This window comes from Streptomyces sp. NPDC006384 (assembly GCF_042870695.1).
Classification (GTDB): domain Bacteria; phylum Actinomycetota; class Actinomycetes; order Streptomycetales; family Streptomycetaceae; genus Streptomyces.
Map to the genome: position 1 here is coordinate 134,567 of NZ_JBIAHR010000019.1, position 25,630 is coordinate 160,196.

The 25,630-nt window shown below is 67.1% G+C and carries 20 protein-coding genes; 8 read left to right on the forward strand and 12 right to left on the reverse strand.

The annotated features are described in order from the left end of the window. Positions 1-64 precede the first annotated feature (64 nt). The 3 genes from ACFYOJ_RS24970 to ACFYOJ_RS24980 all read left to right on the forward strand — a co-directional run bounded on the left by ACFYOJ_RS24970 (position 65) and on the right by ACFYOJ_RS24980 (position 3,004). Positions 65-508, forward strand: a complete 444-nt coding sequence (locus ACFYOJ_RS24970) for a hypothetical protein (protein ID WP_356557464.1) — start codon at positions 65-67, stop codon at positions 506-508. Beyond that, positions 505-1,518 (forward strand): hypothetical protein, encoded by a 1,014-nt coding sequence (locus tag ACFYOJ_RS24975; protein WP_356557465.1) that lies wholly within the window; start codon positions 505-507, stop codon positions 1,516-1,518. The genes ACFYOJ_RS24970 and ACFYOJ_RS24975 overlap by 4 nt, the downstream gene beginning before the upstream one ends. Positions 1,519-2,242: 724 nt before the next feature. After that, a complete protein-coding gene (locus ACFYOJ_RS24980; RefSeq protein WP_356557466.1) occupies positions 2,243-3,004 on the forward strand; it encodes a hypothetical protein in 762 nt (253 codons plus the stop codon). 89 nt (positions 3,005-3,093) lie between these two features. On the opposite strand, the gene ACFYOJ_RS24985 is transcribed toward ACFYOJ_RS24980, so the two are convergent. From ACFYOJ_RS24985 to ACFYOJ_RS25000, 4 genes are all read right to left on the reverse strand, one after another. Beyond that, positions 3,094-4,377, reverse strand: a complete 1,284-nt coding sequence (locus tag ACFYOJ_RS24985) for a GNAT family N-acetyltransferase (protein ID WP_356557467.1) — start codon at positions 4,375-4,377, stop codon at positions 3,094-3,096. Further along, on the reverse strand, positions 4,374-4,784 hold the full coding sequence (locus ACFYOJ_RS24990; protein WP_356557468.1) for a hypothetical protein: 411 nt from the start codon (positions 4,782-4,784) through the stop codon (positions 4,374-4,376). The genes ACFYOJ_RS24985 and ACFYOJ_RS24990 overlap by 4 nt, the downstream gene beginning before the upstream one ends. Before the next feature lie 947 nt (positions 4,785-5,731). Continuing rightward, positions 5,732-6,706 (reverse strand): hypothetical protein, encoded by a 975-nt coding sequence (locus ACFYOJ_RS24995; RefSeq protein WP_356557469.1) that lies wholly within the window; start codon positions 6,704-6,706, stop codon positions 5,732-5,734. Between the two features lie 6 nt (positions 6,707-6,712). Next, positions 6,713-7,153: a hypothetical protein gene (locus ACFYOJ_RS25000; protein WP_356557470.1), complete on the reverse strand. Its 441-nt coding sequence runs from the start codon at positions 7,151-7,153 to the stop codon at positions 6,713-6,715. Positions 7,154-7,680: 527 nt separating this feature from the next. Here ACFYOJ_RS25000 and ACFYOJ_RS25005 point away from each other — a divergent pair. Beyond that, entirely contained in the window at positions 7,681-7,977 is a 297-nt protein-coding gene (locus ACFYOJ_RS25005) for a hypothetical protein (RefSeq protein WP_355933343.1), read from the forward strand. 57 nt (positions 7,978-8,034) lie between these two features. On the opposite strand, the gene istB is transcribed toward ACFYOJ_RS25005, so the two are convergent. Beyond that, on the reverse strand, positions 8,035-8,832 hold the full coding sequence (gene istB, locus ACFYOJ_RS25010) for an IS21-like element helper ATPase IstB (protein ID WP_356557471.1): 798 nt from the start codon (positions 8,830-8,832) through the stop codon (positions 8,035-8,037). Next, entirely contained in the window at positions 8,829-10,451 is a 1,623-nt protein-coding gene (istA, locus tag ACFYOJ_RS25015; RefSeq protein ID WP_356557482.1) for an IS21 family transposase, read from the reverse strand. The genes istB and istA overlap by 4 nt, the downstream gene beginning before the upstream one ends. A 517-nt stretch (positions 10,452-10,968) precedes the next feature. On the opposite strand from istA, the gene ACFYOJ_RS25020 reads away from it, so the two are divergent. After that, the gene (locus tag ACFYOJ_RS25020) at positions 10,969-11,478 is read left to right on the forward strand and encodes a hypothetical protein (protein WP_356557472.1); all 510 of its coding nucleotides are present in this window, start codon (positions 10,969-10,971) and stop codon (positions 11,476-11,478) included. Between the two features lie 86 nt (positions 11,479-11,564). Here the strand turns inward: ACFYOJ_RS25020 and ACFYOJ_RS25025 are convergent, their stop codons facing one another. Then, the gene (locus ACFYOJ_RS25025; protein WP_356557473.1) at positions 11,565-12,947 is read right to left on the reverse strand and encodes a hypothetical protein; all 1,383 of its coding nucleotides are present in this window, start codon (positions 12,945-12,947) and stop codon (positions 11,565-11,567) included. 804 nt (positions 12,948-13,751) lie between these two features. Then, positions 13,752-14,033, reverse strand: a complete 282-nt coding sequence (locus tag ACFYOJ_RS25030; protein WP_356557474.1) for an HU family DNA-binding protein — start codon at positions 14,031-14,033, stop codon at positions 13,752-13,754. Positions 14,034-14,444: 411 nt separating this feature from the next. Between ACFYOJ_RS25030 and ACFYOJ_RS25035 the strand changes: the two genes are divergently transcribed. After that, on the forward strand, positions 14,445-15,167 hold the full coding sequence (locus tag ACFYOJ_RS25035; protein WP_356557475.1) for a hypothetical protein: 723 nt from the start codon (positions 14,445-14,447) through the stop codon (positions 15,165-15,167). Positions 15,168-15,467: 300 nt separating this feature from the next. Here ACFYOJ_RS25035 and ACFYOJ_RS25040 read toward each other — a convergent pair whose 3' ends face one another. The 3 genes from ACFYOJ_RS25040 to ACFYOJ_RS25050 form a co-directional block, all read right to left on the reverse strand. Beyond that, complete coding sequence (locus ACFYOJ_RS25040) at positions 15,468-16,088, reverse strand: hypothetical protein (protein ID WP_356557476.1); 621 nt, start codon at positions 16,086-16,088, stop codon at positions 15,468-15,470. Positions 16,089-16,099: 11 nt separating this feature from the next. Beyond that, positions 16,100-18,328 carry a type II toxin-antitoxin system prevent-host-death family antitoxin gene (locus ACFYOJ_RS25045; protein ID WP_356557477.1) on the reverse strand — a complete coding sequence of 743 codons (2,229 nt, stop codon included), beginning with the start codon at positions 18,326-18,328 and terminating at the stop codon, positions 16,100-16,102. Between the two features lie 523 nt (positions 18,329-18,851). After that, positions 18,852-21,683, reverse strand: a complete 2,832-nt coding sequence (locus ACFYOJ_RS25050; protein ID WP_356557478.1) for a hypothetical protein — start codon at positions 21,681-21,683, stop codon at positions 18,852-18,854. A gap of 876 nt (positions 21,684-22,559) precedes the next feature. Here ACFYOJ_RS25050 and ACFYOJ_RS25055 point away from each other — a divergent pair. Both ACFYOJ_RS25055 and ACFYOJ_RS25060 read left to right on the forward strand, forming a co-directional pair. Beyond that, positions 22,560-22,907, forward strand: coding sequence for a hypothetical protein (locus ACFYOJ_RS25055; RefSeq protein WP_356557479.1), 348 nt, complete (start codon positions 22,560-22,562; stop codon positions 22,905-22,907). A gap of 35 nt (positions 22,908-22,942) precedes the next feature. Beyond that, positions 22,943-24,580, forward strand: coding sequence for a hypothetical protein (locus tag ACFYOJ_RS25060; protein WP_356557480.1), 1,638 nt, complete (start codon positions 22,943-22,945; stop codon positions 24,578-24,580). Positions 24,581-24,942: 362 nt separating this feature from the next. On the opposite strand, the gene ACFYOJ_RS25065 is transcribed toward ACFYOJ_RS25060, so the two are convergent. Next, complete coding sequence (locus tag ACFYOJ_RS25065; RefSeq protein WP_356557481.1) at positions 24,943-25,308, reverse strand: MazG-like family protein; 366 nt, start codon at positions 25,306-25,308, stop codon at positions 24,943-24,945. Between the last annotated feature and the right edge of the window lie 322 nt (positions 25,309-25,630).

Consider the following 25,630-nt stretch of genomic DNA (forward strand, 5'->3'; position numbering starts at 1 on the left):
GCGGAATCCAGTAGCTACGGAAATCAGTATTTACTGAAATCCGCAACTGGGCTAGGGTTGTGGCATGGACCTCGACACCGCACTGAACAACTTCCTCGGAGAGCGGGAGCTCCTGATCCGGGGGATCGCCCGCGAGTACCGCAAGGGCACCCCAGCCCAGAAGATCGCCGAGAGGGTCCAGCGCGCCTTCGGCCGAGACCAGGTGCTCGAGTACCTCCGTGCCATCAAGATGCAGGACGCCGCCCGCAAGGCTCTGGCCGAGGCCGGCCTTGAGTGGTCGGCTGACGTGTCCGTGTTCGGAATCGACGCCCCGCGGGAAGCATGGATCCACCTCGCTGCGGACCCCGCCGAGACCCCCGACTTCCAGCATCTCCCGGGCCGCATCCGCGACGCCCTGGCGCCTTACCACCTCACCCTCGCACCTCCCGCCGATGAAGAGGGTGACGTCGACGAGAGGCTGTTCAACACCGAGAGGGTGCGCCTGGTTAAGGTACGGCCGCGCTCATGACTCTCATCGGCGAACGGACCTCCAGCAGCCCCGCACCGACAGCAGGGACCACCCTCCCCATCGGCGGACAGCGCAACGCCCTGGAGACGGAGACGCTGCCCCAACTCGTGCCCTATACGCCGCCCCTGGCCCGCGACACCCAACGCTGCCCCTGCGGTAGCTTGGGCCCCACTTGTGAGGAATCCATGTGCCGGCCCTGCCGTCGCCGCGCCGTCGCGGTGCACGGCGAGCGCCTCACAAGGCTCCTCAAGACCATCACCTACGACCACCACGGTGTAGAGCTGCTCTGGACGAAAGGGGGCAGCGACCCCACCGCGTTCACCCCTACGGTCGACTTCACCACTCCGGACGTCCATGACCCACACGGGGCCCCGGTCCGATTCCGATGGCTCGACCTCTGGGCGGATGACCAGCTCATCGCCGCCTGCGCCAGGGGAGGCAGCGACGACGAGGTTCTCGCCCTTGCGGTGGCCATGGCTCACTACGCCCTTTCCACGCTGGCTGTCCACGAGGTCGGGGAGTGGTACACCTACCGAGCCAGCCAGGTGTACCCCCCGCACCGGCCCGATCCCAACCTGCCGCACGAGGAGGATCACGGCCCCGATGGCAACGGGGAGGTCGTCCTCTGGCTCACCTACGGCAGACCGGTGTCTCCCGCAGCCGCCCAGACCTGGGCGGACACGCCCGTGAGGGGAACCCGCCTCCCCGTACGAAGGGAGGAACTCGGAACCCTACCGGGGCAGACACTGCACCTGAGCCCCAGAGGGATCACAGTGATCCCTCCCGCAGGCAGGTCCGTGACCACCAACGCCTGGTCGGCGCCCCGTGACGACGAGGACGCCGTCGCGGCCGCCCTGAGAGACATTCACTACGCAATGGCGATCTCAGAGCTTGCAGTGGTCGCGGAGCATTTGAATCTGTGCGGCCAGCCTGTCTTCGCATCCACACCCGGCTTCGCACAGCAGGGGAACTTCCTTCCCTGGGATGCCTACCTCAGTTACGACGGGTGATACAGGCTCTGCCATCAGACAATCACGCGGATCAGGCGGGTCGAACGGCGCTGCGGAGTGCCCTGGTTGCAGGGCTGGTGCTCAACACCACGAACGATGGCGATGAGGGAAGCGCGGCCCCTCTTACACGAGGACCAGTCCGCAGCCGCGGCCACAAGACCAACCAGGGTTGCCTCTTCACGCGAGGAAGTACTCGCCGCGGATGACCAACAGGGGGTAGGGATGGTCACGACGGCCATAGCAGGGGACCAGTGGACGGACCTGTGCGGACCGTCAGCGGTGAGGCTGTCACCGCCGTCGCAGTCGTGCTGGGCGCGCGCCACCAGATAGGTTGCGAGGACGCCGACGCCTTCTGGCTCAACGACACGGTGACCTCGCGCACCCTGGTCACCGTGCGCTGGAGGAGCGCGCCGCCAGCAGCTCCGTGCGCGCGGGGCCCCAGGTGCCGCCACTGGCCATAGGATCACTACAGATTGATGGCGGCGAGATGAGAAGCGACTCACCGCCCCCGCAGGCCGCCGTAGTTGCATTTCAGCAGTGCGACGGCGGCAACCAACGGAGCAGCTTGTCGGGCATCCGGCGGGTGCCGTGAGAGCTGGCGGCTTTGGGCCGGGCTGGTTGGTCTCGGTAGGGTTCTCACATGGGACGGGACAGGGCCAAAAAGCGGCGCCGCAGGTGTCCTGATGGATCAGCCCGGAGACAGGGCACGACACGGCCCACACTGGTGGTCGCGGCCAACGAGCGCGACTTCCGCTGCCTCCCACAGGCCGGCCGCTGGGACTCGTTTGCCGCTTACTGGTCCGAAATCTTGCTCCAGGTGAATCAGCGCCTCGATGAAGGCGGACGTCCATTGCTGCGTCCTCTCGTCCCCGAGGACTTCATTCTCTACTGCCGAGCAGCCGGCTTGTCGGAACGATCGCCGGAGTCCTTTGCCGCGTACGCGCGTCAAGAGGTGCCGGAGGACGAGTTGGTGGTCTTCCATGGCGAGCCGTCGGAGACGCTCCTGCACCTCATGGCACACGAGAGGGACGCCGTTGCGATGCTGGCCCGATGCCGCGCTGTCGTCGGTGCGGCCGTGGTCCAGTTCGGAACGGAGGCGCGGACTTGGGCCCACGGCTTCGCGTCGACGGTCCTTGATGCGGTGCTGGCGCAGACCGTGGAGGGAGACGAGGTCGTTCTGGTGGCGAAGGCCGGGGGCGGCCTGCCCATGGGCGCGTACGCGCTGTCCGTGCCTTGCCTGGGCCTAGAGGGTGAGCGCGATCGCATGCGCCTGACGACGCTCCTTTCAGCCGCGTTCCTAGCTGCGGCGAAGGGGGTGCTTGCCCTCCGGCGGCAGTCCGGAGAGGGCGTAGAGATCCAGGTGTGGGAGCTCGCCGACCAGCGGCTCACCCCGAGTGAACATGGCCAGTTGATCCTTGCCCGGGAGGGTGCAGACGGCGAGGCCGAGCGGTACGTGCCCGGCTTCGCGCTTCCGCAGCCGATGTAGCTCGTCAGCACGGCCGCGCTTTCGGCGTCGGCGAGCCGCAGCATCACGGAGCTGTGGCGCCGCATGGTGGCCGAGGGCTGCGCCTGGTGTCACCGCATGTGCGGGGCCGACGCGCGTCCGTTCGTCTGAAGGTGCTCCTGGGGTTGCTGTGCCTGCTGGGGAGTGGAGGGGGCATGTGTTGCTCTTGCCGGAGGTGACGGCCGGGCGGTGCGCTCGGCGACATCCTGTATGAGTTTGTCAGCCAGGGCGCGGATCCGCTCTCCCTGAGCGGCATGAGGTGGGGCAGCCTGGGGGACAGGCGCGGGTGCATCGTGGCGCAGTTTCCCGAGCAGGTCGTAGCGGGTCTGGTACTCGGGGGTGGGGTTGAGCGGGTCCAGAGGCGGAAGCGACGCCGGCACGGGCGTGCGGAATGTGGCGCTGTGCTGGTTCCAGGAGCGGGTGGGTGTGCGCCAGGACAGACCACTCAACTGCACAGGGATGTCGGCGGAATCTGTGTAGTGGACGTGGCTGCCAGCCGCGATGTAGGTCGGTGCGTCGCCGTCGAGGGGCAGGGCGTGGAACGCCACATGGGTGGAAGGCTGCGGAACCCTGTCGAGTTGGAAGGCCTCGGCGTGAGCAGCATCAGCGAGGGCAGCATCGAGAGAGGTGTTCCAGAAGCCGGTGAAGTCCTCCACCGAGCCCGCGCGGGGAAGGTTTCCGTGCCCGACGTGCTGCAGCAGAGCTTCGGCCCGCGCCGTGATGTCGCGGGTGCCGTCATGGATAAAGCGGTGCAGCCCGGGCGGCAGATACAGCAGCAGGCTGCCGTACAACGGCTGGACGGTCGGATCGGCGTAATTAGTGGTGGCCTCACGGAAGTGCCCGGCGTACTGCTGGGCTTCGGCCTCGGTGCGCTCGCCGTAGCGGTACTCGGCATCGCGATGCCCGTGTACGCCGGTGGTGCGGTTGCGGGCCGCATTGTCGGCTTTGTCGGCCATGACGTGCCGGGCATCAAAGTACTCGGCCCACTCCTGAGGCGGACGATTGTGGATGTTGCGTTCAGGGGCTGGCTCACTGTAGCGGTCCCACCACAGGATGCCGTCCGGCTCGCGTCGGGTGCCGTGGTCAATCCAGGCGGTGGGGTAGGAGGCATAGAGGGCATCCATGAGAACCGAGGCCAGGCCCTGGCCGCGGTGGGAGGGTGAGACCTCGAGCAGGAAAACGGACAGGGCTTGTCCGTCTGGGTGGACGAAGAAGTCCAAATGCCCGGCCATGGCCCCTCCCACCATGGCGATCAGGCGTTGACCTGACCAGGAATTCCCGAGGTCGTACTTGTAGCTGGTCTTCCACAGGGACAGTCCTGCTTCCGGGAGTCGCGCCTGAGCCGACCCCGTCACGGGTCACCGCCCTCGTCCGTGGCCGTCACCGCCGGGAGCGGCAGTACAGAGATCACCCGGCTGCGCGCCTCCTGTACACCGGGCAGGTTGCGCAACGCCGCGGTGGTCGTGGCCTCAAGCCGTTCGACGTTTGGAGCCGCAGACAGACCGGGCCAGGCGTCAGTGTCCACGTCGATGACTGCCTGCACAGTGACCGCCGCCGTGCGCGTGGGGACGGGCGATTCCTGACTACGGCCGCGGACCTGGACCAGGGCCGTGACCATGCCACGTGGATCGGGCTGCGAGCGGCTATCGAAGACGACCTCCGCGGTGCTGCCGATCAGGGCGACAAGACTGCTGATCTGGGCAGGGTCACCCGTCAGCTCGATCCGCGTGGACGACTGGCCGGAAGCGGAGGAGGCACTCATGAATCGTTCCTTCATCGTGTGGGCTGGAGAGGAGGATCAGGAAGCAGTGTCCCAACGGACCGGCCTCCGGTGGGGCACGGCTTCCAGCCGTGCCTAAGCTGCCAGGGACGCGGACTCTGCGAGAAGCGGAGCTCGCGCGGCGGGCCCCACCGACGTGAGGAGGTCGTCAGGCGGGCGGGCCCAACGGGCACTGCCCGCTGAGCGGGCAGAGGGATGGAGCGCGCAATTGTCGGAAGAAGGCGACGACGTGGGCGTCCATGGCACAGCGTGTCGACGGCAGCGCAGGTCCAGCTACCGGGCTGAGTTGCCAGGGCGCCGGAGACCAGCCCAGCACGGCGCCGCTGGCGATGCGGGCTTCGTCCAGGCATGCAGCCCTGCTTCGGGCCGCGAATGCAACCGTATGACCATCAGCCAATCCAGGACGGAGGCCCCCCTTGCGGCTGGACAAGGCGTCAACGGAGGCATTGCCCATCTCGAGCCCGCCGACCCGGCGTCTCGGAAGATCTCGACTGCCTACGACTGTTGACCGTGCTGGCACCGCAGCTATCGACGAGATCGTGACCGCACTCTGGCAGGCGCCTGGTCCGCCACACTGTCGGCCTCATCGAGGAAGCCCAACTCGACGGTGTAGAACGGTTCCAGGAAAAGGCCTTCATAGCGGGGGCGCGGGACGGCAGGCCGTCGCGTCGGCCTCACAGCAGCCCGCTGAGGCAGTCCCCGAACCGGAATGGTGGTCATGAGCATTCCCCTCACGCTCTCGTGTCCTCGGCCCGGTCGGGCCGGTCGGCCCGGCTGGCCCCGTACTGCGTATTCAGCAGAAGGATGGATGATCGGGCACCGAGATCATATGTTCGGGGCGCTCCGGATCGCCTCCCCGTATCTGGCGGCCACGTAGACACAGGAATGCGTTGACCAGGAGTAGTCGGCCGAGGCGAAGGGCACCGTGGTCATCGGGTCTGGCGCGGGTGCTGTGGCGGTGCGCCCTGTTGGTGCACACGCTGGCTGTCGGGGGCGGCCGGCCGTACCGGCTGCACAGGCGGCGGAGGGAGCGGCGGAGGTGGGGGAACCGCTGAAGGGTGCCGGCCTGCGAGTGCGGCCCGTGCCTCCGGCTCGGCCATCCGGGAGGGCAACGCCGTCCTCTGCCCTGGTGAAAGCGCCCTGAGCCTGTCGAGAGCGACATCCGCAGCACCCGGTTCCGGGCGCGGCCGCGGAAGACTGACCAGGACTCGCTCGGCCATGGCCCTGATCGTCGTCCGGATCTGCTCCACCTGCCCTTCGTCCACGTTCAGCCTTGCGAACTGGATATTGGGAACGTGCCGGATGTATAGCAGCGATCGGTGAAGCCGCAGGTAGGGTTCAACAGGGCTCAAGCGCGGCGACTGATCCTGCACGGCTCGCCGCAGGACCTGATCGGTCAGCTTGGCGAAGGCCTGTCGTCCCCAGTACTGCTCCTGCGCGGCCAAGTCGATGAAGTCGCGGGGATCCAGCCGAGACTGGACCGCCTGCAGAGTCTGGACGGACAAGGTCGTCATTGAGCTGACACGCAGCCCGTCAAGTTCAACGGGGGCGTTGTACTGGGGTTTCACCGAGATGGTGAGACGAACCGCGAGCGCGTCAGCTGTGCCCGGGGTGTCATCGGGAGGTAGGTATGTCATGGCCCGAAAGGGGCCTTGCTGCCCTCGGTTCTGCTCGACACGGACCCTGTACCCCAGATGTTCGAACGCGCCTTGCACCACGTCGCGGGACCGGTCCGTGCTGTGCGTCACCGGGGTAGTCAGCGAGATCTCTCTGGCCTGGCGCTGGAGAGCCAGGTGCCGGGCCAGAGCGACGTCACCGCCGACCTGAAACGGGATACCGGTCTGGTCAAGCGCCGCCAAGGCGATGTCGGCATCGCGTGCCGCGCGCTCGAGGTCCCAGATCACACTGCCTCACCACCGCATCGGGTCGAGTTCAGGGAAGCGCTGTTCCCAGACGTGCGCGATCGCTGCCGGTACGCCAGCGCGGATTTCCCTCCACAGAGCGACAAGCTGCTCGGCCGCGAGCACCGCTCGCTGGTCGTCCGTCGAACCGTGCATCAGGACCTGCCGGTACAGGTCGACCAGGTCCTCTTGCGTACCGTCATGGCCGGGGGCGTGCGTGGCCCAGCGAGGGGACTGTGCGCCGCCGGCACCATTCGCCGGGCCCTGGAGCTCCCGCAGTTCTTCCACGACCTGGAACGGTTGGGCGAGCAGCCAGTCGGGCGTTCCTGGCTGCTCCAGGGCCTGGAGGACATCCTCATCGAGTTGGCCTTGCAGGGTCTGAAGGATCTCGCCGCGGGTAGCAGCGGCTCCGTCGAAGTCGATGTCGATGTCGGCGTCACGCTCTGCCACGGTGGGTGCTTCCCTTCTGCGTCAACGGCCCCTGTGCCGCTGTCCAAGCATGGTTTCTGCCGACCTTACGAGGCCGGCTCCGTGTGCCGGCTCATCGGGGCGCCGCTCACCCAGCGGTCAAGAGCGACTCGGTGTGCATCACGTCTCCTGCTCAGCCTCGCGCCCGGCCCTCGCATTAGGCGTCGCTTCCGTCCAGGGTGCTGATCACCCAAGCCCACCGACGCCCGCCTCCCGCACGACGGGCCGACACCCAGGCCGGTCCGGCCTGACGGTCAAGCGAAGGCCAGCAGAAGCCCGCCCCCCGGGCGCCGCCCCGTCCTCGGACATCCCTGCCGCGTTTGTACACGGCCCCCGGGAGTTCTTGCCGTGGCTTCGTTCACTTCAAGCGGCAGCGTTTGTTCAGCAGTCTGGGAGGCAGTTGGTGATCCACTGGCTCGCTGATGTTCACGAGAAATGAAGGCGGTCTGATGTCCGAGCGTCCGGGATGATCGGGGAGGAGTTCGGATCCGCGAGGGAAGGAACGCGCGATGGCGATCAGAGGATGGAGCCCGGAGAGGACGGCCCGCCTTGAAGCGCTCGTCGACGAGTGCCGACCGCTGTTGGCCGGGGACGGCGGGATGGCTGCCGTGCAGCGGCTGCTGAGTGAGCGCCGGGTCGAGGTGCTTGATGCCGTGGTGATCACGCGTGAACTGCTGGGGGCGGGTCCCACGTCGCTCGCGGAGGCGAAGACCATCGTTCTGACGAGCCCAGGCAGAGGGCGTGAGCTGAGGGTGCACGAGCAGTTCATGGACGGCTTGGAACAGAACGGTGCCCTCGGCCAGTGACAACCGGCTGGTCAGCGCCCCGCCACCTGCGAAGGGTGGCGGGTTGAGAGGCAGCTGTCAGACGGCCTTGGCTGGTGCTTCGGCCCGGGCCCGAGTGGAGGCGAGCCGGAAGGAGTCGGTGCCAGTCTCGATGATCGTGCCGTTGAAGGTCAGGCGGTCCACGATGGCCGCGCAGAGCCGGGGGTCAGTGAACGTCTTCGTCCAGCCGCCGAAGGACTCGTTGGAGGCGATGGCGACGCTGTTCTTCTCCTCGCGCTCGGTCAGCACCTGGAAGAGTAGTTCGGCGCCGTGGCGGTCGAGTTCCATGTAGCCGAGTTCGTCGATGCAGAGCAGGTCGACGCGGCCGTAGCGGGCGATGGTCTTGTTCAGCTGCTTCTCGTCGGCGGCCTCGACCAGCTCGTTGACCAGCTTTGTCGCCAGCGTGTAGCGGACGCGGTAGCCCTTCATCGCGGCCTCCGTCCCGAGGGCGATGAGCATGTGGGACTTGCCGGTGCCGGAGTCACCGATCAGGCAGAGCGGCTGACTTTTCTTGATCCATTCGCAGGAGGCGAGGGTGTGGATGGTGGCGGGGTCGATGTTGGGGTTGGCGTTGTAGTCGAAGGTCCGCAGGGACTTCTCCCTGGGGAAGCCGGCTGCCTTGATCCGCCTCTCGGAGCGGCGGCGGGCCCGGTCGTCGCACTCGGCCATCAGAAGTTCGGCGAGGAAGCCGCGGTAGGTCATCTGGTCCTTCACCGCCCGGTCGGCGATGTCGGAGAACTCGTTGCGGATCGACGGAAGCCGCAGCATGCGGCAGGCGGTGTCGATGGCGGCGTCGGCGGCCTGTTCGGTCAAGCCTCGCTGGCGGGGCAGGGTCACTGGGCTTCTCCCTCTCGGTGGGCGCCGTCGCTGGCGCGACGACGTCGGAGCAACTGGTCATAGGGGGTCACCGAGGGCAGCGGCCTGGTGTCCGGCGGCAGATGGGCAAGACGCCACTCGTGCAGAAAGGTCACGTTTCCCGGTGTCTGTCCCGGACCGGTGACGGGCGGTTCGTCCTCGGCTTGGGCGGCCTTGCGGGCCTCCAGCGCGACCGCGTCCGAGGTCAGGGCCCCGGCCCGCAGGGCCGTGGCCAGCCCGGCGACGAGGTGCTCGTGCGGGATGTGCCGGCCCAGCAGAAGCACCTCGATCAGGGCCCGGGTGCCGTCCCGCTCGCCGTGGACCTTGCGGGCCTGGTCCCACCACGCGTCGTGGACGGGGGTGAACTTGCCTGCCGAGCGGGCCTGTTCGAGAGCGGTGGCGCCGGGGAAGGCGCCCGGCTTGCGGATCAGGGCTTCGAGGTAGTGGTCCAGCTCCAGGCGGCAGCTGGCCTTGGCGATCAGCCGCTCATGCCGGGCGACTTCCACATGCTGGTCGTAAACCACCAGGTGAGAGGCGTGCAGCACGACGCGGACCCGCTTGCCGATCAAGCGGACGGGCACCGAGTAGCGGTTGGTGCGGACGGTGATCTGGCTGTAGCGGTCGACCCTGGGAGTGAACACCCGCCCGGTCTCAAACGGCTCATCCGGCAGGGGCAGCAGCAGCGGCTGTTCGATGGCGAAGTACTCGTCGATGGTCCGCGGCCGCGAGCCGATCCGGCGCCGGCCGTCGTGCAGGTCCCACTGCTCGACCATCTCGTTCAGCTCCGCCAGCGAGGAAACCTCCGGCACCGGGGTGAAGTGGTTGCGGCGGAAGTAGCCGATCTGCCCCTCGACCCCGCCCTTCTCATGGGCGCCGTCGATGCCCGGACGGCAGTAGAAGCTCTCGATGCCGAAGTGCGACCGGAAAGCGATCCATCGGTCGGTTTCCACCCTCGCCCGGCTCAGCCCCAGCACCTGGGCGACGGCGGCCTTGAGGTTGTCGTAACGGACCCGGCCCCGCGGGACCCCACCCAGCACCCGCAGCGCGTGCACGTGGCCTTCGAAGAAGGCTTCCTGGCCGGCAGAGGCGAAGACCCGGTGGACGGCCTTGCCCGAATACGACAGGCGGAAGGAGAACAGGTAGCAGGTCACCAGCTCGCCGGCGAGCCGCACCGCCACGTCGCCGAAGTCGACTTCCGCCTCCATGCCCGGTGGGTGGGTCTGCGGGACGAACGCCTCGATGGGCGCCTTGCCCGCCTCCACCGCGATCTGCGGCTTCCGGTCGGCGACATAGCGCCTGACCATCGGATACGACACGTCGGCGCCGTGTTCTTCGACCAGCCGGTGGAAGATCCGAGTCACCGTGTGCCGCTGCTTGCGCGGCGCGTCCAGGTCCGCCCTCAGGATCCCGTCGATCACCGCCTTGTACGGATCCAACGCCGACGGCCGCGGCGGCAGCGGCTTGCGCGGCTCCGGCCAGGCCGAGTCCAGGGCCTTGCGCACCGTCCGCCAGGCGACGTTGTACTTGCGCTCCAACTCCCGCATCGCCAGGCCGGCCCGGTGGTCCCGCCGGATCGCCGCGTACAGCTCGACCTTCGACATCGGCGGCATGACCAGGACCTTTCACCGGGAACACCCCGATGCTGTCCTGGCAAGTACCTCGGTGCTGACAAAACTCGTGAACATCACCCGACCGTGGATCTGGGTGCCTCCCAAACCCGTGTACAACCGCCGTCACGACTCGTGAATAAAGCCATTGCCGGGCCCGCACAGCGGGAGCGGCAACAGCAGATCTGCTCGCCACACGGGCCAGTCCAGCTCAGCCTTCCCGTCACAAGAGCCACCGACCACACCTACAAGGCGTGCTCCACAGACTGGCTTTGCGCACTGGACCCCGACGCCGGCAGCACCAAGAATCCGAGGAAACCTTGTCCATGCATGTCCTCCCCGAGGAACTCATCCGGGCAGACCACGCCGAACGCCTGCGCCGAGCCCAGCGCGAACGGCTAGCGGCCCGCGTGGCAGCCACAGCCCGCCGTAAGCGCCGTGCAGACCGGGCGAGGCGCTCCTCACGACGCCCTTGGACCCACATCCTTCCGGCCCGTAAGCGAGACTCACGATGACCTCCCTTGCCCAAGCCGTCGACCTCCCCGATGCGCTCTTCCGCCGCTACACCGCCATTCGCGAAGTCGGCCACGCACTCACCGCAGTGGCCACGGGTCAGGCGCGCGTCATCGAGTGTGCCCTCGAGCCGGGAACCGCCCCCGATGGCACCAGCTTCGACGCCTTCACCGAGGTGCGCTGGCAAACCCCGCACGCCTACCTCACCCTGCTCCAGGCTGGGGCGATGGCACAGGAACGGTGGCTCCGAGAGCAGGGACTGTGGACCCCGCGACGGAACCTCGTCACCCAAGTCGCGGCACGGCACAGCAGGGCCGCCGTCTGGGCGACAGCCACCAGCGCTGACCAGATCGAAAAGGCGGCCACCTGGGCCCAGGCACTCCTTGACCGTCATTGGCAGCTGCTGCTGCACTGCGCGGCTCTTCTCGACCGGCGCGGTCATCTCTACGGATCCCATCTGCGCAGAGCTCTCCGCGAAGAGGCGCAGGGGTCCGGACAGGCCCTATGAGCAGACTGGACCCCGGGCGTCTGGTGCGACGCCGGGGGCCCCTGACCACTCCGACGACCCTATGCGATCGTCGCCACCGAAGCGAACTAACGCATGCGGCGGAGGCACACCTGCACCTGGTCCGCCCCATCTCGGCGGACAATCAGGCCGCTGTCCCCCGCGTGGGTGATCGGAACCTCGGTGCCAATCTTGAGTACTGACGAGGCGCCGGTCTTCAGCACGATCTCGGCGAGGACGGGATCGGACGGATCCGAGGCATCCGCTGCTTCGACGGCCCCGTATGCGACGCCGGCATCGTTGATCGAAGCGACGTTGATCGTCTTGCGGTTACCGTCGCCCTGCAGGCACACGCCCTTCTTCGTCTCCATATCGAAGGCAACCGGCCCGGCCGCCAGGTAGCGCCCGTTGGGAGAGGACACCACCGCGTAGGAGTTCCCAGCCGATCCTTGCGACTCGTTCGCGGCACATGCCATCTGCGCCTTGATCCGTCCGTCCGCCGTGTCGTGCACCGTCCATACCGGGGTCGAATCGCCGTACTTGCCAGTGCGCCATGAAGCGAGGAGGTCGGTACCCGACACACCATAGGCCCGCCCGTTCAAAGCCCCCAGGAAGCCCGACTTGGCGGAGACTCCATCTGGCGTCACGCTGCTGCTCAGCCAGCCGCCAGGAACACCGAACCCGCCGCTGCCCATCGCGACCACCGGACCCTGCGAGGTAGCCGACAGCACTGTGCTGCCAGAGCAGCCCGTGGTATCGGCGCACTGCGGAAGGAGGGCGTCGGCCTTCCCAAAGGACGAAACGGTCCCCGTCGAGACGTCTACTTTGGCAGCCGAAGTGCCGTAGAGGCCGTCGCCGCCCCACGAGACGAGCAGAGATCCTTCTGCTCCGCTCACATGCACCTGCCCGGGACGGGCGCTGACGGGAACGGAGATCTCGCGTGCCGGCGTGACCTCCTGGCCCTTGCTGTCTGCGGGATAGGCAACCAAGACGACGACCTCACGACCGTTGTGTAGCTGGTCCTTGCCCTGCATGCCGTGCGCCCACGCCACGACGTACTCGCGTCCTCCTGCCGTCACCGCGGTCACATCCGGGATCTCAGCAGCCTCACCGCCATCCCCCTCCGCTCCCGACAACTCGGCAGGGGGAGTCCAAGGCTTGCCCGACCAGCGGATGGCGCCGGTGGAGGCCTCGTGAACGCGGACCGAATACCCGCCGGAGGCCGCCTGAAGAATTGCCACACCATCAGACTTGACGGGGGCGACCGGAATCGATGCCACCTTCGGCGGCAGCCAGGGGAGTACCGCGTCCCATCCGCGCCTGGCGTCGTAGCCTGACGGAAGAGCCAGCTTCGCCAAAGCGTCCTGCTCGGACCGTTCCGGCTGCCCCGGCTTCCCGCTCGACTCCCTGGCATCGCTGCATGCGGACAGCAGGCTCGCGGCCAGCACCATTCCGACGGCAGCCCCCGTCATGCCATGCCTACGCAACACCACTGCGCCCCCTGCCGACCCGCACGTCTCTGTGATCTCCAGCGCCCTGGAGACTAACAGCAGACCCTGACGTGCCCATGCTCCACCGGCACCAACAGCGGCAGACCTACTGCGTTTTGGCCACCTACACGCCGCATTCCAGACGCCCCGACGAGCTTCGCGTCTACCTCGCTCCAGGTGCCGACGCAGCACTCGACACCTTCCGGCGCTGCGGGCTGGCTACTCCCTACGGAACACCGCCGAGCGGGACGCGACAGAGCGCGCGGCCCGTCACACGGGCGCGCCGGTGCCGCGAAGCGAACGGAACGCGAGCCTGTAGACCCCTTGGTGTCCTTGCTCTCCCGGTCACCCCCCAACTCTGGAGGCTGCTCGTGTCCCACCTCCGCCTCGTGCGCACAGCGACTGCTTCCTCCGCAGCCGCCACCTTGAGCCCCGTCTCGGCTCCGCTCACGAGCGATACCTGGTACGTCATCCGTGACTACGTCACTGTCCGCTCCGGCCCAGGCACGATGTGCCCAGTCGTCGGACACCTGCACTACCTCGACAGCGGAACCCAGCTGAGTGAGACGGCCAACTGGGTTCATCTCCGCCTGCGCAGCCGTTCAGCCTCCGGTCTAGCGGCCGGCTGCACGGCATGGGTCGCCAAGACCCATGCCGCCGTAAGGCCCCGCAACTGAACCAGCCATCCCTGATCTTGTTGGAGGCCCCTCGTCACACCCCGGCTTCAGCCGGGGAGGGGAACGCATCCTCGGGTCGCAGGTGAGCAGCGCCAGAGTGCGCTTGGTCCTACTTCCCCTTGGCCGCTTCCTTGAGCTTGGAGCCCGCGGAGACCTTCACGCTGTAGCCAGCCGGGATCTCGATCGGGGAACCGGTCTGCGGGTTGCGGGCGGTGCGGGAGGCACGATGCGTGCGCTCGAAGGAGAGGAAGCCGGGGATGGTGACCTTTTCGTCCCCCCTGGCGACGACCTCGCCGACAGTGACGGCGAGCGCGGTCAGAACGGCGTCGGCGTCCTTGCGGGTCACCTCGGCGCGCTCGGCCAACGCGGCCACCAACTCGGTGCGATTCATTCTTTCTCTCCGTTTTCCTTGTTCTACCGCCGTGCGGCGTAACGACTGAATCACCCCAGATCCTGCCATCTGGCGGCGACAACTCTGTGCGTGCGCCACCGCGACAAGGCTAAGCAGGGCAGGGCCAGGGAGTAGGACGGCGCCCACACAGCGCCGACGTGCTCCGAGGGACGCCGAGACGAGGTCCGCGAGCCTACGACATCTGGCTGCTCAGGATGGCCGGTTGCTCCGAAATGAGGGGGTGTACACGAGGGCGATTTCCAATGCCTGCAGCGATGGCATCCAATCGCCATGTCAGTGTGCCGACTTCCTGGTGCTCGTGGGTGTTGGATTGTCGCGGTAAGCGGTGCGCAGGTGACTGCGGTGAGTAGCATCCCGGATCAACACCACTCGGACGAATGGAGACAGCAGGTGTCTGAACCGACGGAGAGCGCCACCCTCTACACCCAGTACACGTCCAAGGTCGAAGAAGACCTGGCGGCTCTCGAGAAGGAGCACACGGCGCTGGTTGTGCGCCTGGCGCAGGTGGAGCGCGACCTCGAACTGCTGAGGAAGGTGAAGGCGGTGATCTCCTCGGGCGAGGGCGGCTCGCCGTCCCAGCCAGGTGCCGAGGTGCTGCAGGAAGAGGGTGCGCAGAGCTCGGAACAGATGGAAGCCCATACGGCGACGCCCGGCGAGCACAGGAAAACGTCCGCCGCCCCTGCCGGCGAGCAAGGCGCCCTGCAGGCGCCCGCCCAGAAGGCCGCGGCGAAGACAACGGCGAAGAAGGCCACAGCGAAGAAGACGACGGCGAAGAAGACGACGGCGAAGAAGACGACGGCGAAGAAGGCGGCAGCTAAGAAGACCGCCGAGAATCAGGCTGAGCCGGGGCCGAGCCGACGAAAGCTGATCCTGGACTACTTCGCAGAGGTCGGCCAGCCGCGCTCGAGCGCCGAGGTCACGAAGGAACTCACCCAGCGCCATCCCGAGTTCACCTCAAGCGTCGCGGCCACCCGTGAGGCTCTCGAAGCGCTCGTCGCACGGAGCAAGCTGGAGCGGACGACTCAGGGGCGAAGCGTCTACTACGGTCCTGTCACCCCGACCAGCGAGGGTGCGGGAGGGACAGACGAGACGAAGGAAAAGGAGGCGTCGTGACTCCAGCGAGAGGTACCTGGGGGCCACCTTGCGCTATTCGCACGGATCGCCGGTGGGCTGGGAGTCGCAGGAAACCCCGACAGTACTTGTCGCGGCAGCATTGAGCCAGTGATGGGGTTGGTGCGGCGCGACGGGGGGCGCGCCGCACCAGGTCCCTAACAGTAGCGAGCACGGGGCTGCTGTGAGGGTGGAAACCGAGAACCAGCCGTCGCCTGATCCGGTTCAGCCCAGTTTGCTGGCGGACTATAGCGCTTTCGGAGGCTCGGTACGATGGCAGTACATCATCGGAGGGGTTGCACATCAGGCCCCGATGAGACCGACGTGGGACACATAGGTGTACGCCGCCCAGTCGGAGTCGATGTCGCGGATGAAAGCCTCCCAGCGTGCTTCCAGCTCCGTTTCGTTGCCGTCCTGGAACGCGTCGATGAAGGCCGGCCACTCTCGACGGGCTCTCTTGGTACGGACGTTGAGGTCGCGGCGGTATTTGTTCCGCACCGTAGCCTGGTCTACTGGGTAGATCTCCAGGGTGATTCCGCGTCCCTTGTTGTCCAAGTGCCTCTTCAGCCAGCCCAGATTGCGCATCATGTTGTGGCCGCGCAGGGTCCAGTAAGCGGAGTCTACGAGCTCCCGGTTGGCCGCGCCGGGCCGCTGAACGCGATTGAACCAGCGGCGGATGGTGCCATCCGTGACGGCCACACCTGCCTGACGCAACGCCCTCATGCCACCCTCGTGCGTTGCCAGGTACTTGAGGCGGCCGTTAAGGCCCCGCGTGGAGGCGACGGGGGACTTGATACCTCTGTCTCGCAGGAACCGCAGGACCAATTCCTCCAGGGAGCGGGCCAGAGCGAGGCCTCCGTGTACGTTCTGCGGCATACCGTCGGCCCCGTAAAGCCCGAAGCGCTGCCATCCAGTGTCTGCCATCGGTCAGCTCCCTAACTGAGGTACTGGGCCTTGTCGGTGTCGAAGACATAGCCCTCCTCGGGCTTGTCTTTCATCTCATTGAGCCTGCGGCCTTGGGGAATGATCTCGCGCCAGTCGCGGTTCCCGGCGACGTGGATCTCGTCGGTGCCCATCATCTGAACTAGCGTGAGACCGCCTTGGTGCAGCTTGTATCCACGCAGCCAGAGCGCAGCGAATGCCTGGGAACGAACGGTGTGCATCCAGTCCGGGCGAAACAGCTCACGGTTGTAACGTGAGTTGCCCATGGTCGAGGCGAACTTGGCGTACATGTCCTTGAGGTAGATGCTGATGAGCGGCTGATCCAGCTCGTAGGCGGCGAGGCGGAGAGCGTCCAAGGACCGGCGCAGTTTGGCCAGCAGGTATTCCGTTGCTCCAGAGGTCCACGACTCGGAGATCCGCGGCGCATCGCAGAGCTTCTTCTCATGGCAGTTGATGAGCAGCTTCACGGTGGCGGTGTTCAGAAGCAGCGGCCCGGGCTCTTCACGATGCCCGATAGGGTTCGGCAGATCCGGGTGGTGCCACTCCGGCTGCTCCGTGAGATAGATGCCAGCTCTGCCCTTCTGGAATCCGCCGTTCCGGTCATGCTCCAACTTTCCAGTCGGGAGCCAGGTATTGAAGGCGTTCAGATAGGCCGCGTTCATATCCAAAACCGTGACAGGCAGGCCAGAGACGGCACCGGACCGAACCCCGTCGATAACCCGCGCGTTGACCCACTTGTGACGACCCTCCCAGGTCTCGTCCGGCTCCTTCGGACCCTTGGCCTTCAAGAACGGCGGAGTCGGGGGCATCGCCGTGTGCTCATAGCGCGCGCTGACGCGGGAAAGGTTGAACAGGTCGACGACGTCTTCAATGGCGTGGTCCGCCAACACCTTGGGCAGCGCTTCCAGGTCGCCGCCAGCCTCGGCGAACCGCTCCTCGGTTCGCAGGGTGAAGGCCTTGAGAAGCTCGACATCCTCCGGTTTGCATCGCTCCCTGGCCTTCGTCAGGAGTTCGACGAGATTCGGGTCGTCTGGGTTTCCGGATGTCGCGGGCTGGATGGCCGGTGCGGGCCCGCGGGAAGCACGGCGGCTTGGCGCCGGCTGCTGTACCTCCCGCTGAGCATTCGTGGGTGCTGGAGGTGCAGAGGGTGCAGCGGACGGCGCACTGGGTACGTCGCCGTTCTCGGCAGCAGGGTCGAGGAAGCGTGCGTTGCCCAAATCCGGGGTCAGGATGACCGAACCGAGCTGCCCAAGATCGCGGTCGACCACGTCGATGCGGGCATTGTGGTCGCTGCGGCTGACAATTAGTGCCAGCGCGGGATCCAGGGCGCGGATGGCTGCACTGTCATCGGTGTCCAGCGCTGCGATCACCGGCACCCCAAGGTCGGCCGCGAGTCGCGACAGGGTGTGTCCCTCGCTCGCCAAGCGCGGGCCGGACAGGGGCACGCCGTCCTTCGCCGCGTGCTGCAGCCGGTCGACGACCACCAGGCCGACGCCCTCCAGCGAGGCAGCCGCATGGCGAATGTCCTCGGCGGACAGGCCTGGGCGGTCGAAGATCGACAGCTGCGCGGCGGCGAGCTTCTTGGTCGCGACCTGAACGAGCGTCTGTTGCGAGGAGGACAGTTGCCCAGCCCGCAAGCCCTGGTAGGGGATGCCAGCCTCCCCCGCGATGAGGCGAGGGGTGATCTCCGTGCGGGTCAGTCCCGACGCTGCATACAGCACAGCGTGTCCCGAGGCCATGGCGGTGGTTCGGGCCGCGGCCATGGGGAGCAGCGTGCCGCCGACGTGCGGCGCCGCAGCGACCACGATCAGCTGAGCCCCCAGAAGGCCGTTGGTAGCTGAGTCCAAGGACGGCAGACCGAACGAAACCGGGAGAGGGCCGGTCGAAGTCAGGGCATCGCTGATCGAGACCAGCTCCGAGGGGGAGGTCCGGTTCACGGCCGCGTGCGCGATCAAGATGGCCACGGGGGTGCCGTGCCGAGTGAGCACCTGCGGTGTACCGGCGCTCGCCTGGCGGACGAGGTCACCGAACACGGCCCGTGCCTGGGTGATGGGCGTCCGGGTGAACGCCGGGAGAGCATGCTCCAGATCAGGTCCGAGCCCTTTGAGGGAGGACAGGACAGCGGCGTCACCGATGACTGTGGGGGTCCCCGCGATCGCCCGGTCCACCACGTCCTTGAACGAGGCCCGCGCCGCGTCCACTCCCATGCGCTGCGGATCCACGTTGCACCTCCAGAGTTGTAAGCATTCCTTACGTTCGTGCTACAGATCCTTACAGAGTGCGGGCTGCCATTCAAGGCGGTGAGGCGGAGGTGAGTGACGGACCGCACTGGCTGGCGAAGGCGAAGGTGAGGCGGCGCGCACCGTCGATCAGCTGAAGCACAGCTCGCAACCTTGCTCGGCCGGTGTTCCTCAGCCCTTATCAGCACACCTCCCGACCCCATGTCGGACCTGAGCCATCGATGAGAGCTTCGGCTGCCCGGAAAGAAAAATGCCACCGTCATGGGCAGCACGTACTGTCGGAGCATGGGCGGGGGGAGCGCAGATGAGCTGGGTGCACGAGTGGCGAAGGCGCTGCAGCAGGATCCGAACTGGGTAAGGTGCGCCGATTGTCGGGAGTCACTGCGTGTTGAAGTGACGGAAGACGCTACCTCCGGCAACGCTCGCAGGCTTCCCGACCTCACCGTTCGGCTCTGGTGCCCTTCTTGCTGCGTTGCTGACACCCCGCCTGCTGCCCAGCAGTCGGCTAGCCTCCAGCAGAGCCGTCCCCGTCCTCTCTAGGGGCCGACGACGTCCCGGTAGTCGTGGACACGAGTGGGCCACGGTCGTCAACGAGGCTGGCTGCCTGTTGCCGACACAGAGCCGAGAGCGAGCCGCGGGCTTCACGGACGGACTGCCGCAGCTCGGTTATGGCCTGCTCGGGGTATCCCCCATTGACGTACAGCGTCAACAGTGCAGCAGCCTGGGAAAGAGCCTCGGCAGCCTGGAAGGCACGGTCGGCTTCGTGGGGCGTCCGCCTCTGCACTTCAATGGCCCGCGCCAGCATCCTCGATGGCATCGCGGGCAGTTCCGTCAGGTCCGTGGCTCCTTCCCCGAATCTGGCAACTGCTCGATATGCGGCGCCAAGGGCCGGCGCCCCTGAGTGCTGTGCGATGAATCCGATGCGCCGCGCGACGACCCAGAAGGGGTCGCGCTGGTCGAGGTTGTCGTTCTTCTGAGCGACCAGGTCCACAGGCAGCAGCCTGTCCAGGTAGGCACGGGAGGGGCCTACCGCTTCGTCCCATGTTGCTGCTGCGGCAGTCAGGAGAAGCCAGCCGCTGCGGCTATCCGCCGCTGAGGTCTCGACCTGCAGCTGTGCCACAGCAGTGGCGACCGTCCGCGCCGCCGCTTGCACCGTCTCGCCCGGGAGTCCAAGGCCCCTGAGCTCGTCAACCACCCTTTCGGGCATAGGCGCGCGAAACACCAGGCCCCAAGCCCACCCGGCACGCATCCAGGCGATCGAGTCATTTTCTTCCAGCACGCCGAGTGCAGTCGACCGCGCCTGTTGGTGGACCCAGGAGGCCAACGCCGCCACCACCAGGGAGTCACAGGCGCTGGTGCCTTGCTGGCCGGGGTCGATGAGATCGGCTACCGGCACTTCGGGCAGGTGCAGGATACGGCGGCCAGGAACGCCAATCTCGCCCGCCATAATGACGAAGCGCTCGTCAGGGCGGTCCCGCTGGGCCCAAGCACACAGTGCGTCAGCCAGGCCGAGGTGGACCTCTCCTGGACCGGAGAGATCTGTGGACGAGCCCACCTCGTACCAGCGGTCCAGCGCACCACGTTCGTCGGACTGCTGCCCACGTGAGATCAACTGAATGAGTTGGTGCCACGCCTGCTCGGCTGCCTCGCTGTACTGAGCCAGGGTGGCCTGGCCGCTCTCGTATTCCTCCTCGATGTCATGCAGGTAGGACACCCACGGGGCCTGCTCGGCCCGTCCCGTCCGCAACGCAAACGCTGCTGTCTCGTCGGCCACAACCTGCCGCTCCACCTGGGTTCGCTGAGCTTCTGGACTTCCGGACACCCGCTCCACCACCGCAGCGAAGAGCCGGGAGGTGTCCACCGTGTTGCTGTCCGCGAGTATCACGCCTTCACCCGAAGGTCGGATCACGGCGACGACAGTGCGACTACTCTCGCGCAGGGCGGCGTGGAGGTAGCACGCGTCTCCAGCCTGAGCGGACTCCAACAGAACCGTATGGGAAACCTCGGAAGGCCGATCAGCGAAGGCCGCGGTCCCGCCGCCCACAGTCGCGGTTTCGCCGGGATGGGACAGGGATCCTTCGCAGGCGCCTGCCAGGGACGCGCTCTGCTGGAGGGTGGCCACGTCCCCCGCCTTGCCGTTGCCAAGAGCCCGAACCCGGGTGAGGACGGACACGCGCGGCGAGGCGTCGGACAACACTTCGGTCCATCGCCGGCCCATGTGGTGCCAGTCGGTTCTGTCCCCGGAAATCTCTCCTTCTGCCAGGAGCCAGACGGCGAGCGCACCATCCAACTCAGCGCGATCCTGGGTGCTCAACGCCGCGAAGGAGATACGCCGCAGCAGCAAGCGAATGCTGAGCATCTGCCACCGGCCGAGCGCGTTCGAGCACGACAACGTGACCCGACTTCCTGGCCGATCCCTGCGCAGCCACCAGAGGGCGGCGGCCAAGGGCCCACTGGTCACGCCGTCTTCTAGCTCACCGCGATCGACGGTGAGGCGATACAGCCTCGGAACGGACGGCTGCCACCGCCCCCAGCCAAGGCTAGGACTGGCCGACTCAGATGGGCTCCCCGGGAGCAAACCGCGCAAGGCCCCCCACGCCTGCTGCAGGGCCCGCCATTCGCTGGCGAATTCCGCGAACCCTTCCTCGCCTGACTCCAGAGCCGTGCCCACCCGGCTCAGAACGTTCTCGAGATCAACGGCTGCACGTTCCACGGAAGGGTAGGCCGCAAGGGCCAGCCGCTCTACCTCCTCACGGTGCCGGAGCCACTGGTCCCGGCCCGGGCCGCGGCGCACGGGACAGGGGGCCGTCAGTTCGACCTCGTACTCAGCGAGATATGCCCACAACGCAAATCGGGCCTGGCGCTGAGCCTCCGTGCTCTCTCGCTCCACTTGCCCTGCTGCCTGGCGCTCGCTGCCGACAGGGCCCCCGCGGCCGCATTGCGCAGACCAGGTGCCGAACAGGTGCCGCTCTCGCCGCGCGCTCGGGTGCTGATCCTGCCATTTCGCCGCCCTGCGCTGGTCGGCCGCGCTCAACTGTCGACCTGCCCGCCACCTAGCCGCACGCGCCTGTGCCGCCGCCACCGCCTCCGCATCTCCACCGAACCGGTCCTGCGCCCAGGCGTGCATGTCCTCACTCGCGGCCCCGACGAAGCCGGCAACCTCCGCCGCTTCCTGACTGCTGCGTACCGCCTGCAACAAGAAGAACTCAGCAGCCTGCCTCAGCTCAGGGGCCACGTCGCACGCCGCGCGGAGACGCTGAAACCCATTCATGTAGTACGAGAGCGGGCGCTCTCCGCCAGCCGGGCTTGTACTGGAATCCGAGCCGAAGCTGTCCATATGCCGCAGGAGGTCGATGAGCTCTGCACCCGTGGTACAGAACCTCTCCCAGCCAACGTCATCGGTGAGCCCTGCGAGAGTCCGAACCTCAGAGGACGGAAGCCCCGGGAAGTAGGAGGCCCACTTTGCCGCGGCTGCGTCCCACGAGGCAGGAGCGGCTTCCAGAGTCGAGGCTGCCGTCGTACTCAAGACGCTTGCCAGCCATCTCCCGGCCTCCGCATAAGGATCCGGCGCACCCGTTGCCCCATGAAGGGCGCCACCACCCGGCGATCCCGCCAGCGCTCGCGCCGTGACCTCGCGGGCTTCAAGAGGCACAGCGCCATCCTCGTCCAACTCCAGCACGAGGCCTCGAAGACCTGCGCGCTCACAGTCCAACACCTGTGTCAGGGCATCCGCGGCGTCCGCTGTCACCCACTGAGCCTTCACCTCGTCCGTGGGGGAGAGCCCCAGCACCGCGTAGTCCGGCGAGGGGAAGACTGGGGCGGCATGGGGCTGGCTCATCAGGTCGGCACTCCTCGGGACATCGAACGGTGCGCACCGATCACACGGCGCATCTCCACCCAGCCTGGGAACTCCACACCCAGTTGTCTCCCCTGCCCTGTGAAAAGGTCCACGGCTCCCGCCAGGCGCAACGTCATCGAGAAAAGCTGCCCGCCTCACGGGAAGCACCCCCTAGACCGACCACAGAAGAAGGCGGCTTAGACCGGCCGCCTCGCCGGCGTCCGGGGGCGCTGCCGTGCCCACTCCACGGGAGAGGCAGCAAGACCCCGCCCGCCTCACGGGAAGCGCAGACTCTCGATCCAAATAGCCCTTGTCCCCGTGCTCCCCACTCGCTCAGCGTGGCTCCTGGCCACTCCGCGATCACCAGGGGGCATGGTGTCCGAGCACACTGCGAATCCGCCAACACCAGCACAGCGTCTCCAAGCAGCTGCCCTGCAGCGCATCGTCGCCGCCCCCATCCCCGACGTGGCCATGCGGGAACTGACCGCGAAGGGCAAGGCACACGTCCTGGCGGACTTCACCGGCGCCCCCATCCGGTACGCGAGTCGCTGGTGGCGGCCCGACGAAGGGCAGTGGTACGCCCTAGACGAGGCTGGCAGCGCCCTCATCGACGCTCAGGCCGACCGTTGGCGCGCCGCGCACGCCGCAGGGGTGCCGGCGACCCACAGCGAACCCAACCCGACCTCGAACGTCACCACGGACCAAGCCGCCGGAGAGTCGTGATGAACGCCCCAGACGTCTCACGGCATGAAGCCCTCGTGATCAACGCGCTCTTGCAGGACCCCAGCTTCGTGCACTGGGGATTGACCAACCCGGCAGCCCCTAGCCACCCCTGGCTACAGCCAACAGACTTCCGCACCCCCTTGCTCGGAGACATGTACGAGGTACTCCGCAACGCAGCGCTGCAAGCACCCAACGGATACCTCGCCAAACCTCCGACAGTAGAGCTTTACCACGGACTCTGGAACCTGTACCAGGCGCGGGCAGCGCAAGGCGACCAAGCCGCACAAAGGCTCATCGCAGACCGGAACGCCTGGGAAGGACGAGGCGGGCTGTGGGAGTACATCAACCACCTCCAAGCTCCACAACACGGGCACCCATCTACCGCCTACGAGCACGCAGTCGAGGTCTGGAACGCCAGCCCCCGCCAGGAACCCCTGGCCCAGGCCCCGCCCTCCCCCGGAGACGTCCAAGCCGACATCCAGGCATGGGGTGCCCTGTCGATCGTGGGCGCCGTACTCAACGACCCGCGCAACGCCGAGGCCTTCCGCTACCAGCCCCAGGACCCGACAGCCTCCCCATACTGGCTACAGGGCGAGGACTTCGACGACCAGTTCCTCGACCTAGCCTGGCAGGCCCTCGTCACGGGCCCCGGCGCGGTCATCCATTCCGAAGCCGCACGTGATCCATACCTCGTCGGCGACGAAAGGGTCTTCACCCTCACCCGCCTAGCGGTCGACAACATGCAGGCCATCCTGGCGCAGCGAGCACCCACTGACCCTGCCGCGGCACAGGCTCTTAGCGACCCCACCTTCCAGGAGCGCGCTGAGCACCTCCTCCTCCAGGCCCAGAACCCCTCCCTGGCACAGCAATTCCCTCCCGACCAGATCGGCCGGCACGCCCGGGAACTCGTCCTTGACCCCCATATCCGGAACTACGTCGCCCAGCTTGGTGAACAGACCAACGCCGAGATCCGTGCCGCAGGTCCCGTAGGCCAAGGACTCCTCGCCACCCTGGCACGCTCCGTGGCTGCACTTCAGCGGCTACGGGAGCGCGTCAACGGCGCCGCAGCGCCAACGTCTCCTCAGAGCACACGAGTTCGTGTGACCCAGCCTGAGACGGCCTATGCCACCCCTGTACGAGAACGCGCGATCATCGACGCGGCACTTCAGAACCCGGACTTCATGCGAACCGAGCAGTACCGGGCGCTGCGCGGTGAAGATTTCACCGTCTCCGAACACCGAGCCCTCTTCGAGGCCATGCAGCGTCACCCCACCCCCTGGCACCCGCTGCTCTTGGTCCAAGAGGCGCACCTGACGAGCAGCAACGCGCAAGCTCTGAACGGCGACCTGATGGTCCAGATCGCCTCCGCCGCCTACGCGGACGCCCCGCGGATCGCCCCACCCACGGATGGAAGCCCGCAGGATCCCCGGGTGATGGCGCAGCAACTGGTCACAGTCACTCTGCGGCGATCGACGGAGCAGGCCAACACCGTGGTCACCAAGGCAGCCCACACGCCGCAACTGTCGACTGAAGCCATGCTCGGCATTGCCGCACAGCAGTACACGCAAGCGGCTCAGTCGGCACTCCGCTACAACCCGACTCCCGGCCAGACTCCTCGCCAACCGCAGCAACCTCAAAGTCCCCAGTCGCACGGCCAGTTCGCTGGGGTGTGAGTCCGTTCCGTATCAGTGCAGGCAGGAGTACCCGCACATGACCACTCTGCTCACTTTCATCACCCCGGTGCTCTTGCTCGCAGGCGCCTCAGCAGTGAACTGGGCCGTTCGACCAGGCCATGCGCGCGCCATCGATCCGCCAGCGCCGCTGGCGTCTCCGCATCACTGAACACACCGCGGGCGGTGCGCATGTGCGTCCTTTGCGCTCACGATTACCTTCGCCGGGACGTCCCTGTCGCCGCACTGCGAGGCATCGCCCAGGGCCCGTATCTCCTGCCCAGCCTCCCGCAGCGCGCCGCGGTCTGTGGGGTCCTCCGGCACGGTGCTCTGCGCGCGACAGCCAGCCGCAATGTCGCCATGGCTCACACCTCCTCGATGTGACTGTTCTGGGGGAGGAACTTCCCGGACTTTTGGGCGAGCACGTCGGCCAGGAACGTGGGTGCCTCGTCGCCGAGCATCCGATGCAGCGTGACCAGGCTGGTGATCGCGGTGTCGGCTACCTCTTCCTGAACGTGTCGCCACGTGTGGCTTTGTCCTTTCCGGGGGTTGGTGCCCCATGCGCCCACCACGGCCTGCGCGGACTCGCCGACCTCCTCGGTGAGCTTGAGGACCTGCAGAGTCCACTGCTGCTCTGGGGTCATTCCGCGTTCTGAGTCCAGGCCGGTGAAGAGGGCGGCGAGCCGGCCGATCACGTCCCACAGCGGTGTGGTCGACGGGTGTGCTGTCAACGGGTGCTCCTTGAGGGTTGGTGAAGGGGGTGGGTGTCGGCGTTGTCGGACAACAGAGGGAGTCAGGGCGTCAGATCCCCTTGCGGCCCGGGCGCGGGTGTGGTGTCCATGCGCGTGAACCACTCGGTGGCGAGGATCCGGTGCCGGGCGTCGGCGGTGAGGCCGGACAGAAGGGCTGGCAGAGGGCGCTGGCTCTCGACCTGGCTGCGGTGAGCAAGGATCGCGCGTTCCCTGTCAAGTTCTGCGTGTTGAACTCGAAGGGGGGACGTGGGCCAGGGGGCAACAGTCAGATCTGACTCGTCTCAGCGCTTGGGGAGCAGGG